This is a genomic window from Taibaiella soli (genome assembly GCF_003236175.1).
In the GTDB taxonomy this organism is placed as follows: Bacteria; Bacteroidota; Bacteroidia; order Chitinophagales; family Chitinophagaceae; genus QKTW01.
Genome location: NZ_QKTW01000006.1, coordinates 83,195 through 99,613, shown reverse-complemented (window position 1 = coordinate 99,613; position 16,419 = coordinate 83,195). Strand labels below are relative to the sequence as shown.

Annotated in this window: 14 protein-coding genes; all 14 read left to right on the top strand. The window is 44.5% G+C overall.

The features are described from left to right. Positions 1-29 precede the first annotated feature (29 nt). The 14 genes from DN068_RS03985 (at position 30) to DN068_RS03920 (ending at position 15,922) form a co-directional block, all read left to right on the top strand. Positions 30-2,009: a fumarate reductase/succinate dehydrogenase flavoprotein subunit gene (locus tag DN068_RS03985; protein ID WP_110997601.1), complete on the top strand. Its 1,980-nt coding sequence runs from the start codon at positions 30-32 to the stop codon at positions 2,007-2,009. Between the two features lie 25 nt (positions 2,010-2,034). Next, entirely contained in the window at positions 2,035-2,643 is a 609-nt protein-coding gene (locus tag DN068_RS03980) for a hypothetical protein (RefSeq protein ID WP_110997600.1), read from the top strand. Between the two features lie 21 nt (positions 2,644-2,664). Then, positions 2,665-3,441: a succinate dehydrogenase/fumarate reductase iron-sulfur subunit gene (locus DN068_RS03975; protein ID WP_110997599.1), complete on the top strand. Its 777-nt coding sequence runs from the start codon at positions 2,665-2,667 to the stop codon at positions 3,439-3,441. 68 nt (positions 3,442-3,509) lie between these two features. Continuing rightward, positions 3,510-4,652: an Lnb N-terminal periplasmic domain-containing protein gene (locus DN068_RS03970; protein ID WP_110997598.1), complete on the top strand. Its 1,143-nt coding sequence runs from the start codon at positions 3,510-3,512 to the stop codon at positions 4,650-4,652. Between the two features lie 2 nt (positions 4,653-4,654). Beyond that, complete coding sequence (locus DN068_RS03965; RefSeq protein WP_110997597.1) at positions 4,655-5,464, top strand: alpha/beta fold hydrolase; 810 nt, start codon at positions 4,655-4,657, stop codon at positions 5,462-5,464. Positions 5,465-5,466: 2 nt separating this feature from the next. Next, positions 5,467-7,401 (top strand): PKD domain-containing protein, encoded by a 1,935-nt coding sequence (locus DN068_RS03960; protein WP_110997596.1) that lies wholly within the window; start codon positions 5,467-5,469, stop codon positions 7,399-7,401. A gap of 122 nt (positions 7,402-7,523) precedes the next feature. Then, positions 7,524-9,440, top strand: coding sequence for a PKD domain-containing protein (locus tag DN068_RS03955; protein WP_110997595.1), 1,917 nt, complete (start codon positions 7,524-7,526; stop codon positions 9,438-9,440). 209 nt (positions 9,441-9,649) lie between these two features. Further along, positions 9,650-10,432, top strand: coding sequence for an SDR family NAD(P)-dependent oxidoreductase (locus DN068_RS03950; protein ID WP_110997594.1), 783 nt, complete (start codon positions 9,650-9,652; stop codon positions 10,430-10,432). Positions 10,433-10,451: 19 nt separating this feature from the next. Further along, the gene (locus DN068_RS03945; RefSeq protein WP_110997593.1) at positions 10,452-10,865 is read left to right on the top strand and encodes an acyl-CoA thioesterase; all 414 of its coding nucleotides are present in this window, start codon (positions 10,452-10,454) and stop codon (positions 10,863-10,865) included. A gap of 6 nt (positions 10,866-10,871) precedes the next feature. Beyond that, positions 10,872-12,122 (top strand): CinA family nicotinamide mononucleotide deamidase-related protein, encoded by a 1,251-nt coding sequence (locus tag DN068_RS03940; RefSeq protein WP_110997592.1) that lies wholly within the window; start codon positions 10,872-10,874, stop codon positions 12,120-12,122. Continuing rightward, on the top strand, positions 12,119-12,637 hold the full coding sequence (locus DN068_RS03935) for a shikimate kinase (protein ID WP_110997591.1): 519 nt from the start codon (positions 12,119-12,121) through the stop codon (positions 12,635-12,637). Before DN068_RS03940 ends, DN068_RS03935 begins: the two co-directional genes overlap by 4 nt. Next, positions 12,619-13,005 (top strand): DUF423 domain-containing protein, encoded by a 387-nt coding sequence (locus tag DN068_RS03930; RefSeq protein WP_110997590.1) that lies wholly within the window; start codon positions 12,619-12,621, stop codon positions 13,003-13,005. Before DN068_RS03935 ends, DN068_RS03930 begins: the two co-directional genes overlap by 19 nt. Before the next feature lie 139 nt (positions 13,006-13,144). Next, positions 13,145-13,885, top strand: coding sequence for a 3-deoxy-manno-octulosonate cytidylyltransferase (gene kdsB, locus DN068_RS03925; RefSeq protein WP_110997589.1), 741 nt, complete (start codon positions 13,145-13,147; stop codon positions 13,883-13,885). 39 nt (positions 13,886-13,924) lie between these two features. Next, the gene (locus tag DN068_RS03920) at positions 13,925-15,922 is read left to right on the top strand and encodes a peptide-N-glycosidase F-related protein (protein ID WP_110997588.1); all 1,998 of its coding nucleotides are present in this window, start codon (positions 13,925-13,927) and stop codon (positions 15,920-15,922) included. The last annotated feature ends 497 nt before the right edge of the window (positions 15,923-16,419 follow it).

Genomic DNA, 16,419 nt, shown 5'->3' with positions numbered 1-16,419 from the left:
ATTCGCTCACAATTTCTTGTCGTCACTATATGGCACCGCTTAATTCAAAAATACCAGCAGGTAAACTCCAGGAAAAATGGATTGATTACAAATCAACTTGTAAACTCGTTAATCCTGCCAACAAGCGTAAGCTCGAAGTTATCATCATTGGTACCGGCCTGGCTGGTGCTTCTGCTGCAGCTTCACTTGGAGAATTAGGTTATAAAGTAAAAACATTCTGCTTCCAGGATAGTCCGCGTCGAGCGCACTCTATCGCGGCACAGGGTGGTATCAACGCAGCAAAAAACTATCAGAATGACGGTGATAGTACTTACCGTCTGTTTTACGATACTATTAAAGGTGGTGACTACCGCGCACGTGAAGCTAACGTTTATCGTCTCGCTGAAGTTTCTGCAAGCATCATTGACCAATGCGTAGCGCAAGGTGTTCCTTTTGCCCGTGAATATGGCGGATTGCTCAGCAACCGTTCTTTCGGCGGTACTCAGGTACAACGTACGTTTTACGCGGCAGGTCAGACTGGTCAGCAATTGCTGATCGGTGCTTATCAGGCGCTGGAGCGTCAGGTAGCACTGGGTAACGTTACGCAATATTCCCGTCACGAAATGCTGGAAGTCGTTATGATCGACGGTAAAGCTCGTGGTGTGATTGTTCGTAACCTGGTTACCGGTGAACTGGAACGTCACTTCGGTCACGCTGTATTGCTTTGTTCCGGTGGTTATGGTAACGTATTCTACCTGTCTACAAACGCAATGGGTAGCAACGTAACTGCTGCCTGGAAAGCGCACAAAAAAGGTGCTTACTTCGGTAACCCTTGTATGACGCAGATTCACCCTACATGTATTCCTGTAAGTGGTGATCACCAGTCAAAACTGACTTTGATGTCAGAATCACTGCGTAATGACGGACGTATCTGGGTTCCGAAAAAGCAAGGTGATACCCGCAAACCAAATGAAATTCCTGAAGAAGAACGCGACTATTATCTGGAGCGCCGTTATCCGGCCTTCGGTAACCTGGTACCGCGTGACGTAGCAAGCCGTGCGGCTAAAGAGCGTTGCGATGCCGGTTATGGTGTAGGTGCTTCTAAACAGGCAGTATATCTTGATTACGCTTCTGCGATTGACCGTTATGGTAAAATCGAAGCTGGTAAACAAGGCAACCACAGTCCAGACGCGACTACAGTACGTACACTCGGTATGGAAGTGGTAAAAGAAAAATATGGTAACCTGTTTGAGATGTATGAAAAGATCACAGGTGAAGATCCATATCAGGTACCAATGCGTATTTATCCAGCCGTTCACTATACAATGGGCGGTCTGTGGGTAGATTACGAACTGCAGACTACAATTCCTGGTCTGTATGCGTTGGGTGAAGCAAACTTCAGTGATCACGGTGCTAACCGTCTCGGTGCGTCTGCATTGATGCAGGGTCTGGCTGATGGTTATTTCGTGATTCCTTATACAATCGGTAACTATCTCGCTGACGAAATCCGTACGAATGCTATTCCAACTTCACATCCTGCGTTTGAAGCTGCAGAAAAAGAAGTAAGCAGCCGTATTGAGCGTCTGATGGGCATCAAGGGTACTGAAAGCGTTGAGTCTTTCCACAAACGTCTCGGTAAGATCATGTGGGAAAAATGTGGTATGGCTCGTAACGAAAAAGGCCTGAAAGAAGCGATTGAAGAAATCAAAGCACTGCGTAAAGAATTCTGGAGCAACGTTCGTATCATGGGCGATGTGAAAGAATTTAACCCTGAGCTGGATAAAGCCGGCCGTGTGGCTGACTTCCTGGAACTGGGCGAACTGATGTGTATCGATGCACTGAACCGCAATGAAAGTTGTGGTGGTCACTTCCGCGAGGAATTCCAGACAGATGAAGGGGAAGCACTGCGTCAGGATGACCAGTACATGTACGTTTCTGCGTGGGAATACAAAGGCGACAGCAATTATGAACTGCACAAAGAAAGCCTGGATTACGAAGTAGTACATCCGAGCGCACGTTCTTATAAATAATAAACAAACGAATAATTTACCTGAAATGAAATCCTACGTATTAAAGGTGTCAGCGCTTTTGCTGGCTGGCGCCGCCTTATTAACTGCCTGTCATAAGGACGATAACAATAACCCTGCTCCAAGTAATAACGGTAACGGTGGAAACACCTCAGGAAGCTGCACCAACAACGGTTTGGCCAAGTTTCTGAAAGTGGGAAACAAACTGGTATACGATTATAGCGAAGTTTATACGGATGATTCGGTGTTTACGATGGAAGTGACAGGTACGACATCTGCAGGTTCTTATCAGTTTGCGCTTACCGGTGGTGGCCAGGTTTTTGCCTCAGCTCCTGCACGTGTTATGAGAGAGTGTAATGACTGGGTAAAGGTTTCTGCAAGTGGCGAACCTACTAATCTGACCTACAAACTAAACCGTGCGCAAGGAGATAGCTGGGTGGTAGGCTCAAGTACTTATACTGTCGTGGAAAAAAATGTAACAGTGTCCACACCGGCGGGTAATTTTGTTTGTGATAAGCTGTCGTACTATACGCCAGGAACGATCAATACAGACACTATTTATTATAATAATGATATTGGTCAGGTCAAATATGATGGCCTCCTTTATGAATACACATTAAGAAGTAAGAATTTTTAATCATCAGATAAATATTTCCAGATGGAGCATTATAGCATGAACCTGACTTTAAAAGTCTGGAAGCAAAAGAACAAAAACGACAAAGGTGGTTTTGAAACATACCAGGTGAAAGGCATTTCTTCAGAAATGTCGTTTCTGGAAATGTTCGACGTGTTGAATGAGCAATTGATTGCGGAAGGTAAAGAACCAATCGCTTTTGATCATGACTGTCGTGAAGGTATCTGCGGTATGTGTAGTATGTACATCAACGGTCGTGCACACGGCCCTTGGCATCAGACTACTACTTGTCAATTGCACATGCGTGAGTACAAAGATGGCGATACCATCGTGGTAGAGCCTTGGCGTGCCAATGCTTTCCCGGTTATTAAAGACCTCGTGGTAGATCGTCAGTCATTTGACCGTATCATCCAGGCTGGTGGTTATATTTCTGTAAATACAGGTAATGCAGTTGACGCCAACGCGCTTCCGATCGAAAAACAAAAAGCAGACGAATCATTTGCAGCAGCGGCTTGTATTGGTTGTGGTGCTTGCGTGGCGGCTTGTCCGAACGCATCAGCAATGCTGTTCGTTTCTGCAAAAGTTTCACACCTCGCTTTGTTGCCACAAGGTGATCCTGAACGTAAGACCCGCGCTACGAACATGATCCAGCAAATGGACAAAGAAGGTTTCGGTAACTGTACCAATATCGGTGCATGTGAAGCAGAATGTCCTAAAGGCATTTCTCTCGAAAACATTGCCCGCCTCAATCGCGAATACATTGGTTCTGTATTCTCAGGTAGCGGCACTGGCAATCTTTAATGCTAAATTTCCGAAAATTATAAATCAAAGGCTGTCTGTATAAGGCAGCCTTTTACTATTTTGCCTCAATGTTTAAAAGACTATTCCTTTCATTATTAATACTACTTCCGTTTTTCCAGGCTTCCGCACAGATTGATTCCAGCCATTTGCGGATATCACTGGTCACATGCGGGCCCGGAGATGAGATCTGGGAAACCTTCGGTCATACGGGTGTGCGCGTTACGGACACACTCGCGCATACAGATATGGTTTTTAACTACGGTACTTTCAATGGTTTTGAAAAAGACTTCGAGTTGAAATTTATGCGCGGCAAATTGCTGTACTATGTTTCCTATTACCCGTTTCCTGAATTTATGGAAGAATATGTGCAGGCGCATCGAAAAGTAGAAGAACAGGTTTTGCAAATCGACGGCAAAAGCAAAGAAGAAATTTATGCTTTCCTCAAATGGAACGCTGAACCGCAAAATCGCGAGTATAAGTACGATTTCCTTTTCGATAATTGTGCCACGCGGATCCGCGATATTTTTCCGAAAACATTGGGCAACGGTTTTCAGTTCGGTAAGACTGCGGCAGCAAACAAAACAATCAGCTTCCGTCAGATTGTCAATCAATATCTGTACAAAGAACATTTTGAACGATTGGGCATTAATCTTTTGCTCGGTTCAAAAGTCGATAAGAAGATGGATAACGCTGCGATCATGTTTTTGCCAGATTTTCTGCGCGACGGCCTTGCTGGCGCAACGTTAGATAATAAACCGGTAGCTGAAAAAACAAAATTGTTGCTTGATGGATCAGCGCACGAACCTGCGCGTACTAACTGGGCATTTATAACGTTGTTGTTTGTGAGTCTGCTGACCATCGTAACGATGTTTACACCCGCATTGCATGGTCTGGGTATGTTCCTTGGACGATTTTTACTGGTAATAACGGGTTTGCTTGGATGTCTCATGTTGTTTATGTGGTTTGGCACCGATCATCAGGCGTGTCAGGATAATTTTAACGTGCTCTGGGCATTACCAACAAATCTTATTTTCGCATTTACCCGCAACCGCAGCCGTTATGCAGGCATCGCCATTGTGTTGTTGTTTGTCTCGCTGCTGTTGCATGTATTGCATATACAAGAATTGCCATTGGGTGAATTATGGCCGCTGTTGCTGGCTTTGCTTTGTACCTATGGCACGATTTATAAACGCAGTAAACCGGCAATTTAATTATGGTAGCGTATCACACATTCGAAGCAGAGAATTTTCCTAAAATATCTTACCGTAAAACAGGCAATGGTGATCCATTGATACTAATACACGGATTTCCTGAGAACGGCACACTCTGGCAACAAGTATGGCCGGAATTATCACAGCGTTTTATGGTCATTGCGCCTGATTTACCAGGGAGTGGAGAAACCGTGTATAACGGCGGCGAACTTTCTGTAGAGGTAATGGCGCTTACCGTTCAGAAAATAATGGAACGCGAGGGCATTGAGGAAGCCGTAATAGCCGGTCATTCGATGGGAGGGTATGCCGCACTTGCTTTCGTAGATTTCTTTCCGGAAATGACCAAAGGGCTCTCTCTGGTACATTCTTCTGCTTACGCCGATACCGAAGAGAAACGGGAAACGAGACGCAAGGCAATTGGCATCATACGGAAAGGCGGCAAAGATGTTTTTGTGCGACAGATGGTGACGAACCTGTTCTCCGCGTACTTCAAAGAGAATCAGACAGCAGCGATCAACCGCCAGATTGAAACATCATTGGTATTACCAGAAGATAGTTTGGTAGATTTTTACAATGCTATGATAAACCGTCAGGGAAGAGTAGAAGTATTACGCAGTGCGGCTTTTCCTGTACAGTGGATCATTGGTAGAGAAGATAATGCAACACCAATGGCGCAGGCGCTGCAACAATGCTACCTCGCAAACGTTAACTTTGTAAGTGTTTATGCAGACTGTGGGCATATGTCGATGATTGAACAGCCTGCAAAACTCGTATCTGATTTGGGCTCTTTCACTGCTTACTGTTTTAAATAACGATGTCTTTAATAAAAAAAATCTGGCGCATCACAGGTTTTCTGTTGTTGCTGTTTTTGGTCACCAATAACGTTTTTGCCTCGCACATTGTGGGTGGTGAAATGACGTATCGGTGTCTTGGTGGCAACTCATACCTGATAACGCTCAGTATTTATGAAGATTGTATTACCGGTAATCCCGAAGCCATTGCAGGCGACGTTCCGGCCTATATTGGTTTCTTTGATGAAGGAACCAAGCAGAAGATCCGGGGTGATGATACCATGAGTCTGGATCTCCGGGCACTCGTGCCGCCCAATTTTAAAAATGATTGTGTAAACAATCCACCGAATGTTTGTCTGCTGAAATCGACGTTTTCTAAAGTTTATACATTCCCTAATAATCCAAACGGAATTCGCATTATTTATCAGCGCTGTTGCCGTAATGCTACGATCAGCAATATTGTGAATCCGGGAAATATCGGTGCTACTTACTCCTGCCTGATTCCTACGAGCCGATGCAATAATTCAGCTATTTTCAAAAACTATCCGCCACAGATTATTTGTGTGAACAACCCTTTGGTGTATGATCACTCTGCAACGGATCCCGACGGAGATTCGCTCAGTTATGCGTTTTGTCCTGCTTATACCGGTGGTTCGCCACAAACAAGCAGCGGACCTGCGCCGATTTATTATCCCAATCCCGGTGATTCGGTACAGTATGCTTCGTTTTATAATTCACAGCGGCCGATGGTGGGTTTCCCGCCAATCAAAATTGATCCGGTTACCGGGATTATAACCGGCAAGCCTACAGTGCAGGGCCGTTTTGTAGTAACGGTATGCTGTTATGAATGGCGCAACGGTGTTGTCATTAATACGGTGACAAGAGAGTTTCAGTTTGTGGTTACGAACTGTTCTAAAGCTGTTGTTGCTGATATCCCGCAGTACTCCACAGAGTTCAATACTTACATCGTAGAATGTGATTCGTTCAAGGTACATTTTGTCAACAACAGCACCACGACTCAGGGAACCAAATACTTCTGGGATTTTGGTGTGCCGGGCATTAATGCAGATACTTCGCTTGATTTTGAGCCTGATTTTGTATATCCGGATACGGGCGTTTATACCGTAAAACTGATCGTAAATAAAGGAAGTACCTGTTCGGATAGTATTAGCCGTTTTGTAAAAGTATATCCGACTTTCAAAGCCAATTTTTCATTTGCAGGAAATCTCTGTCCGAATACTCCGGTATTTTTTACAGATCTTTCTACGGCTACTTACAAGCCAATTGATGGTTGGTTCTGGACTTTCGGCGATACCGTCGGCTCATCAACAGAGCAGAACCCGACATATACTTATGCCAAAGGCGGAACTTATAATGTGAAGCTAGTGGCAACTACCATAAAAGGTTGTGTGGATACGGCGGTAAGGCAATTAGACGTTGAGAATTTCCATCCTTCGTCTGGCACCGGCGATACGATTATCGTAAAGGGAGAAAGTATCAATTTTGAGGCGAGTGGTGGCAGTCAGTACACATGGATGCCGTCTACGTTCCTGAATAATCCGAATATTGGCAATCCGATAGGTTATTATCCCGATACAGGACGGATTACCTACGTCGTGCATGTAAAAAGCGATGCAGGTTGTGAGGGCAACGATACGTTCAGCGTTTGGGTGGTGGGGCAGCCTAGTTTTTATGTTCCATCTGCATTTACGCCAAATGGTGACGGGCTCAATGATATCTTAATTCCGATCGGTATCGGCTACCGTAATGTTAATTATTTCCGCATTTATAACCGTTGGGGACAGGAAGTTTTTTACGGCACGAAATTCAAATTGGGATGGGATGGCACCTTCAACGGTGTGCCGCAAGATCTCGGCGTTTACTTCTGGGTGCTCGGAATGACGGACCGCTTTGGAGCACAGCAAGTTTATAAAGGGGATGTTACGTTAATACGATAAAATGCTGTTCTGGCAAGCCTTTTAACACTTTTTAGTATTTGATTTTCTTTACGAACGAATAACAAAATCGCCGTCGGAAAGAAATTAATTATATACTATTAATTCGTTAACTTAGTATTAGGATGCGTTACCTATTTGCCATTCTTGTTATAATGCTCGTCGCAGGTGGATTTTCCCCGGCAAGGGCGACTCATATCGTAGGTGGTGAATTGACGTATCGCTGTCTTGGAAATAATCAATACCAGATTACCATCAATATTTATCAGGATTGTATTAGTGGCGATCCGACTGCTATTGCACAGGATGATCCTGCCTACATCTGCATCTTTGATGGCATTAATCCCACACGTATTTTATTCGATTCTATTCGGTCTGCTGCAAAACAATTGGTGCCGCCGAATTTTAAGAATGAATGTGTGAAAAATCCACCGCCGACTTGTCTCAATAAGGTAACGTTCACAAAGACCTATACACTGGCTGAAAATGTAAATGGCTACCGGGTGATTTATCAACGTTGCTGTCGTAACGGTTCCATTGTGAATATTGTAAATCCCGGCGCAGTTGGCGCTACTTATTCTTGTGTGATTCCACCTTCCCGGGATGCAATCTGCAACAACAGCGCGGTGTTCAAAAATTATCCGCCGCAGATTATTTGTATCAACAATCCATTAGTGTACGATCACTCTGCAACAGATGCGGATGGAGATTCGCTCAGTTACGAATTTTGCGAAGCATATACTGGTGGTAGTCCGAATGATGCCAAGCCAGTTCCTGAACTGCCGGCTCCGGGCGATTCGGTGCAGTATGCAGCATTCTATAATTCCCGTCGCCCGATGACGGGCAATCCGCCGATACAGATCAATCCTACAACCGGCCTCATTACAGGTACGCCAAATATTCAGGGTCGTTATGTTGTCACGGTTTGTTGCCATGAATGGCGTAACGGTGTAATGATTAATACTGTAAAAAGGGAATTCCAGTTTGTTGTTACCAACTGTTCGAAAGCTGTAGTGGCCAATATTCCGCAGTACTCTTCAGATTTTAATACCTATATCGTAGAATGTACCAGCGATCATGTGCATTTCGTCAATCAAAGTACAGGTGGCTTCACTTATTTCTGGGATTTTGGGGTGGCTGGCGCAGCTGGTGATACATCCAATTCATTTGAACCAGACTTTGTATATCCAGACACCGGTACTTATTATGTAAAACTGGTTGTAAACCGCGGTACTACTTGTCCTGACAGTATTACACGTGCCGTGAAGATTTATCCGACATACAAAGCCGATTTTACTTTTTCAGGTTTGCTTTGTCCGAATACGCCGGTGCAGTTTACCGATCAGTCAGTGGCAACTTACAAACCAATTATCTCCTGGAACTGGGATTTTGGCGATACCAGCGGTACATCTACCGAGCAGAATCCTGTGTATACTTATCCTAAAGGAGGAACTTATAATGTGAAGCTAGTCTCGCAAAGCAGGCGCGGGTGTACCGATACCGCAATTAAGCAAATAACGATAGAGGATTTCAAACCATATGCAGGCGGAGGTGATACCATCATCGTAAGAGGAGAAAGTATCAACTTCAATGCAAGCGGCGGTGTGCAATACACATGGACGCCTTCAACTTACCTGAACAATCCGCTCATCGGTAATCCGGTGGGCTATTATCCCGATACTGGCCGGATAACTTATGCAGTTCATATCGTAAGTGAAAACGGGTGTCAGGGAAATGATACGCTGTCCGTTTGGGTTGTAGGGCAATCGAGTATTTATGTGCCTTCGGCATTCACGCCGAATGGCGATGGGCTTAACGATATGCTGATCCCAATTGGTATTGGCTATCGCAATGTCAATTTCTTTCGCATTTATAATCGCTGGGGACAAGAAGTTTATTACGGCACCAAATTTAAAATCGGCTGGGATGGCACCTATAATGGTCGTCCGGCAGAGCTCGGCGTATACTACTGGGTGCTCAGTCTTACCGATCGTTTTGGAAAAGAAGAAATCTATAAGGGCGATGTTACCTTAATCCGATAATTGAGGTTTCATTTTTTTTTGACTGAATCATCGTTTTTGTTTTTGACTTTGTCAAGACATCATCGATCCGAATTATACGTCTTTTTAGTTATAAATCATAGCCAGCCAGTGCTATAGCTTTTTCAACATTTCGCTCAAATTATTCACATTCACCGGGTAATGCCGTTTTTAGCGTTATGTTTTGTTGCATAGTCTGTATCTTGCTTCCTATGCGTAAAACAATTCTCATCACAGGAGCTACGTCAGGCTTCGGCAATGCCATTGCCCGGCATTTTGCAAAAAACGGCTACGATCTTATCATTACAGGTCGCAGGGAGGAAAGGCTCGCAGCGGTAAAAGCGGAATTGGAACAAGCCTGGTCTTGCAAGGTGATTACGCTGGCGTTTGACGTACGTGATAAAGAATCTGTAAAAGCTGCAGTGGCAGAGCTGATGCTGCAAACGGACAAAATAGATATACTTGTCAACAACGCAGGGCTGGCTTCGGGCTTGTCTTCCATTGACGAAGGTGATACCGACGACTGGGACCTCATGATCGATACCAATATCAAAGGGCTTTTGTACATGACACGGCAGATTGTGCCGCTGATGAAGGCACAGGGTGGCGGCCATATATTTAATATTGGTTCTACTGCCGGAAAGCTTGTTTATAAAAACGGCAACGTATATTGTGCTACTAAGTTTGCTGTTGATGCACTTACGCAAGCCATGCGCATAGACCTTCTTCCCTACGGTATTAAAGTAACAGGAATAAATCCGGGTATGGCGGAAACCGAGTTTTCGCTGGTTCGCTTTAAAGGCGATACCGACCGTGCCGGAAAAGTTTATGAAGGCGTACAACCGCTGCAGGCGGAAGATATTGCCAATGTAATTTATTTCTGTGCTACACTGCCGCCGCATGTTTGCGTCAACGATCTTACCCTCACTTGCCTTACACAGGCTAATGGAATCTATTCTATTAAGAACGCTGAATTGGTAAAGCCCAAACAATAAATTTTAAAGAACCGAGACGATGTACGAATCAGTAACGGAAATACGTGTGCGATATGGCGAGACCGATCAGATGGGGTATTTGTACTACGGCAACTACGCGCTTTATTATGAAGTGGGCCGTGCAGAAGCTATCCGTCAGCTTGGATTTACCTATCGCGAACTGGAAGAACTGGGAATATTTATGCCGGTGATTGATCTGCATGCCCAATACTTGCGTCCCGCACTTTATGACGATCTGATTACCGTGAAAACGATTCTGAAAGAATTGCCCGAAAGTTCCAGAATACAATTTCATTCGGAACTATATAATGAACAAAAACAACTGCTCAATAAAGGAGTGACCACGCTCGTATTTTACGACCCGAAAGAAAAGAAGAAAGTAAACATGCACCCTGAACTTCGGAAAAGACTGGAGCCATATTTTCAAAAATAGAGAAAGATGAACAACGTACGAGCCATACTTATTACCATTGGAGATGAACTATTGATCGGGCAGACCATTGATACCAATTCAGCCTGGATGGCACAGCAACTTAATGCGATCGGTATAGAAGTGGTGCGCCGTGTGGCTGTCGCCGACCAGAAAGAGGCGATCATTGCCGCGTTGGATGAAGAGTCTTCCAAAGCATCCATTATTTTGATGACCGGCGGTCTTGGTCCGACATCGGATGATATTACCAAGCCGGTACTGTGCGACTATTTTGGTGGTAAAATGGTGGTGAATGAACGTGTACTTGAGCATGTAAAAGCAATATTTTCCCGCAGAAACCGACCGTTTCTGGAAAGTAATATGAAACAGGCGGAAGTGCCGGATGTTTGCGATGTTATGTTTAACAGCATGGGCACCGCACCGGGTATGTGGTTTGAGAAAGACGGAAAGATTTATGTGTCGATGCCGGGTGTCCCGTTTGAAATGGAATACATCATGACGGAGGAGGTATTGCCGCGGTTAAGCACGCGTTTTGTTTCCGATGCCATTGTACACCGTACTTTGATTACTGCCGGTGAAGGCGAAAGCTTCATCGCCGAAAAAATAAAAGATTTTGAAGCAGCATTGCCTGCATATATCCGTTTAGCCTACCTGCCATCGCCGGGTAGTGTAAAACTGCGACTTACCGGTCGTGGGGCGGACGGCGAAAAACTCAGCGTAGAAGTAGAGGCCTGGCATCAAAAATTTGCCGAGCGTCTGTACGATATTACGATCGCCACTGAAGATCTGCCGATCGAAGCGATTGTAGGCGCGGCGTTCGCCGGAAAAAATAAAACCGTTGGATTGGCGGAAAGCTGTACTGGCGGGTATATTGCGCATAAGTTTACACAAGTTCCCGGATCTTCAAACTATTTTCAGGGTTCTGTCGTATGTTATAGCGTTGACGTGAAAGTCTCTTTGTTGGGGATAGCAAGAGAACTGATCGACGACGCCGGTGTGGTAAGCGAACCCGTGGCCGAAGAAATGGCAAAAAGAGCAAGAACTGTTTTAAACGCGGACTATGGTCTTGGTGTTACCGGGCTGCTGAGCCCCGATGATTCCTATACGGTGTCACCGGGCACGGTGTGCATTGCTGTAGCAAACAAAGACAAAGTGGTGTCTAAGACATTTCAATTTTATTATGACCGCATTCGTAACAAAGAACTAGCAGTACAATACGGCTTTCTTCTGTTATGGAAATTTTTGAATGAACGGATATGATTAAGTTTATTTTTCTCATCGGTATGCCCGGAGTGGGCAAGACGTACTGGGGTAAAAAGCTTGCAGAACATCTTCGTATGCGTTTTGTAGATCTTGATGACTTTATTGAAGATCGCGAGGACGATAGTATTCTGGCTTTGTTTGCCCAACAGGGTGAAGAAAAATTCAGAGAGATGGAACGTAATGCGCTTCACGCGGTGCTGGCTGACAACACAGTGCCGACAGTGGTTGCATGTGGCGGTGGTACTCCTTGTTTTTTTGATAATATGGACAAAATGAAGGAGGCAGGCTGTGTTATTTTTTTACGTGCAGAGATGGATACGCTGCTGAGCCGACTTTTTGTGGACATTGAATTCCGTCCGTTGTTACAGGCAGATAGTGTACACGACAAGCTGTATCAGTTGGCCGGACACCGAATGCCTGTTTATAAAAGAGCGCATCATATTTTAGAGGTAGAAACAGTTTCTGTCAATACCTTTGAGGAAATTATCCTTCAATGTACAAGCGAGCCTTAGTCAGCGGAGCGTTATTGCTTGCGCTGGCTGTTATATTGGGAGCTTTCGGCGCCCATGCTTTAAAACAAATTTTGCCGGCAGATCAGTTGCCGGTTTTTGAAACAGGTGTCCGTTATCATTTCTATCACGGGTTTGCACTTTTGATTGCCGGTATTCTTTATCAGTCCTTTCCCGATAAAAATATTGTACGCGCTGCCAGCTGTTTCCTGTTTGGCATTATCCTTTTCAGCGGATCTCTTTATGCGATGTCTTTACTGAGTGCTTATGGCATCAGCCTGGGACCGGTTGGCATCATTACACCGATCGGTGGCTTGTTTTTTATCGTCGGATGGCTCCTTTTGCTGCTCGCGATCATCAAAAAGAGGTAACAAGTTTTAGTGAAATTTATACCTACTTTTAATGATTTTTCTACTGTGGAAAACGTTCGTTTTTCCGCCGGAAAAGTAAAAAACAGACACAACGAGCAGTCGTTTCTTTAACTTTACAACCTTAAAACAAGAGAAAAAAATGAGAGCTATAGCACTGATACCAGCCCGACTCGGAGCCACCCGTTTTCCTAAAAAACTGCTGGCAGAAATTAAGGGCAAAACAGTGATTCGTCGTACTTATGAATCGGCAGTTAATACCGGTTTATTTGATGAGGTAGTAGTCGTAACTGATAGCGAAGAAATACGTGAAGAGATAGAAAAAAACGGAGGGAAAGCAGTGATGAGTAAAGGTACTTATGAAAGCGGAACTGACCGTATTGCAGAGGTGGCGATGGATATGGAAGCAGACGTTTTTGTCAATGTGCAGGGCGATGAGCCGTTCGTTCAGAAACAGCCACTGGAAGCACTTTTGCAGGTGTTTAGAGGTGATGGCGGGACGGCCGTACAAGTAGGTTCTCTGGTGCAGGAATTGAAAGAGCAAGAGTTTATCGAAGATCCTAATTATGTCAAGGTAGCTCTTGATCTGAATCAGAATGCGCTCTTCTTTTCACGAAGTGTTATTCCTTATCCGCGCAACAAAGAAATTGCTACAATCTGGTACGAACATATCGGTGTTTATGCGTTCAGAAAAAAAGCGCTGATGGACTTTACCACATGGCCAATGACACCGCTTGAATCAGCAGAAAAAATCGAATGTTTGCGTTTTCTGGAACATGGTGTTCCGATGAAAATGGTGGTGACAAATTATATGGGTGTGGAGATCGATACGCCGGAAGATATCATAAGGGCGGAACGTTATATGGAATTGAGAAATCTGTAGCAGAAAAATATATTTGTGGGCATAATATTGTCTGCAAAAATGAATAAAACCTTACTTACTCTTTTCGTCGCTATTTTAAGTTCTTTTGGTTTTGCTGCCAAAGCAAGCCAGGATACAACAGTGGTCACATCGCACCAGGATGTGGTGATCAAAACCAATCCGGCGGTGGGCCACACGCTGTACCCGCAATGGGCGGAGTTTCCCAATACCAATGTCTCTTACCGTCGTGTCATGATGATGCTCGAGTTTGAATGTGCGCCAGGTCTGATGTGTGGCGAGTGGGATTATATCAACAACGTATATATCGGCCATCTCGGTGGTGTAAACGGCGATAGTCTCGGTTATGAAATTGCCCGTTTTATTACGCCATATGGTAAGGGTCGCTATGCATCTTCTAACTGGAGTCATACCTGGTATTATGATGTAACTGATTTTGCACCGCTGTTGCATGATTCTGTAGAGGTAATTTATCAGCACACGGGTTATGAAGGAAATACTGATCGTGGCTGGAAAATCAATGTGAAATTTATCTGCGTAGAAGGTACGCCCGTTCGTGAGCCAATTGCAGTCCATAAACTCTGGAGTGGGTCTTTCCCAATGGGCAACATAAACAATCCGGTAGAATCTCATCTTATTCCGGTACAGCAAACGCTGAATTCCCAGACCAATAATGTGCGTATCCGCATGATGAATACAGGCCACGGTGCGGATAGCGCTGAAAACTGTATGGAGTTTTGCGCCAAATACCGCGAGATTATGTGGGACAACAACATGGTAAGTCATAAATCTATCTGGCGTAATGATTGTGGTTCTAATGCGCTGTATCCGCAAGCCGGTACGTGGATATATGACCGTGGTGGCTGGTGTCCGGGTTCTCCTGTGCGCTATGACGATGTCGATATTCTCAATGTTGCCGGCAGTAGTCAGCATACTGTTGACATGAACATGGAACCTTATACTGCATACAAATCTTTTGGTAACATTAATACGACTGGTTTCCTGATCGAGTATAAGCCGATTGCAAGTACTAATGATGCAACATTGGAAAACGTAATTGCCCCAAGTCCGGAAAGTGAATTCCTCCGTTATAATCCAATCTGTAATCAACCGATCATTGTGATTCGTAATAGTGGCAGTACTGATCTGACATCGTTGAATATTCACTACGGTGTAGAAGGTGGTCCGACATCGCTCTTTCAATGGACCGGCAATCTGAAATTCATGCAAACAGATACAGTGACGCTGACTACGCCAGTAAACTGGACTGCAAGCAGTGGTAATTTTGTGATTTATACTTCTGAACCAAACAATGCTACGGACCAATACAATGCTGACGATACTGCTCGTACAACATTTGCTACGCCACGTATCATGCCGAAAAGCTTTGTTGTCTCGCTGAGAACGGATGGTGCGGCAAGTGAAAAATACTATCGCATCATTGACATGAACAACGGCAACATTGTGTTTGATAAAAATAATCTGACTGATAATACTACTTACAACGACACAATCAACCTTGCGGCCAATGCTTGTTATAAATTCTATTTCGGCTGTGATGGTCCGTCAAACTGGGGTGGTCAGAATAAAAGCGGATTGAATTTCTGGGCTTATACGCAGTATATCGGTTCCGGTTCGTTGTCATTCAAAAATCTGGGTAGTACATTGCCAATAAATGGCCTGAGCCTTAGCGGTTCAGCAACTGCTTTTGCAGCAACAAGTGCAGATTTCGGTGCTTTCTACAGCTTTAATTTCACGACAGAAAGTACGCTGTCTGTGTCGCAGGTAAACAAGGCAGAATTTGGACTGGAAGTGTATCCGAACCCAACTTCAGATCTGATCAATGTGATTTATTCCAGCAATGAAGAAAAATCGCGCATTGAACTATTTGATATGCAGGGCAGAAGACTAGATTATCAGACTGCGACGCAAAAAGCCGGTGTGGCAGAGTTTAATCTTGCTGCATATCCTACAGGTATTTATTTCATCAAATACCTGGCTGGCGAAGATGTGATTGTGCGTAAAGTGATTAAACAATAAATTATTTGCTCTAAATAGCAAAAGCCCGGCGCATGAATTTGCTGCCGGGCTTTTTGTTTGAAATGCTATTTTTGCTTTCCAATTGACAGTTGATAATGGACAGTTGAGTAACCCTGAGGGGAGACGAAGGGAGTCATGAATGGGCGTCTATGCTTCGACTCCGCTCAGCATGACAAAAAAGTGGCGTCGCAATGAGTTGTGGTAAAACAAGTGTCACCGTAAACGGAGACAAAGGGAGTCGTAAATGGCGTCTATGCTTCGACTCCGCTCAGCATGACAAAGAAGTGGCGTCGCAATGAGTTGTGGTAAAATAAGTGTCATTGTAAACGGAGACGAAGGAAGTCGTAAATGGCGTCTATGCTTCGACTCCGCTCAGCATGACAAGAAGTGGCGTCGCAATGAGTTGTGGTAAAATAAGTGTCATTGTAAACGGAGACGAAGGGAATCGTGAATGGGCGTCTATGCTTCGACTCCGCTCAGCATGACAAAGAAGTGGC

Bases quoted from the DNA above. Each gene is read 5' to 3' on its own strand.
- DN068_RS03985 (WP_110997601.1), top strand. From the start codon at position 30: ATGGCACCGCTTAATTCAAAAATACCAGCAGGTAAACTCCAGGAAAAA.
- DN068_RS03980 (WP_110997600.1), top strand. From the start codon at position 2,035: ATGAAATCCTACGTATTAAAGGTGTCAGCGCTTTTGCTGGCTGGCGCC.
- DN068_RS03975 (WP_110997599.1), top strand. From the start codon at position 2,665: ATGGAGCATTATAGCATGAACCTGACTTTAAAAGTCTGGAAGCAAAAG.
- DN068_RS03970 (WP_110997598.1), top strand. From the start codon at position 3,510: ATGTTTAAAAGACTATTCCTTTCATTATTAATACTACTTCCGTTTTTC.
- DN068_RS03965 (WP_110997597.1), top strand. From the start codon at position 4,655: ATGGTAGCGTATCACACATTCGAAGCAGAGAATTTTCCTAAAATATCT.
- DN068_RS03960 (WP_110997596.1), top strand. From the start codon at position 5,467: ATGTCTTTAATAAAAAAAATCTGGCGCATCACAGGTTTTCTGTTGTTG.
- DN068_RS03955 (WP_110997595.1), top strand. From the start codon at position 7,524: ATGCGTTACCTATTTGCCATTCTTGTTATAATGCTCGTCGCAGGTGGA.
- DN068_RS03950 (WP_110997594.1), top strand. From the start codon at position 9,650: ATGCGTAAAACAATTCTCATCACAGGAGCTACGTCAGGCTTCGGCAAT.
- DN068_RS03945 (WP_110997593.1), top strand. From the start codon at position 10,452: ATGTACGAATCAGTAACGGAAATACGTGTGCGATATGGCGAGACCGAT.
- DN068_RS03940 (WP_110997592.1), top strand. From the start codon at position 10,872: ATGAACAACGTACGAGCCATACTTATTACCATTGGAGATGAACTATTG.
- DN068_RS03935 (WP_110997591.1), top strand. From the start codon at position 12,119: ATGATTAAGTTTATTTTTCTCATCGGTATGCCCGGAGTGGGCAAGACG.
- DN068_RS03930 (WP_110997590.1), top strand. From the start codon at position 12,619: ATGTACAAGCGAGCCTTAGTCAGCGGAGCGTTATTGCTTGCGCTGGCT.
- kdsB (WP_110997589.1), top strand. From the start codon at position 13,145: ATGAGAGCTATAGCACTGATACCAGCCCGACTCGGAGCCACCCGTTTT.
- DN068_RS03920 (WP_110997588.1), top strand. From the start codon at position 13,925: ATGAATAAAACCTTACTTACTCTTTTCGTCGCTATTTTAAGTTCTTTT.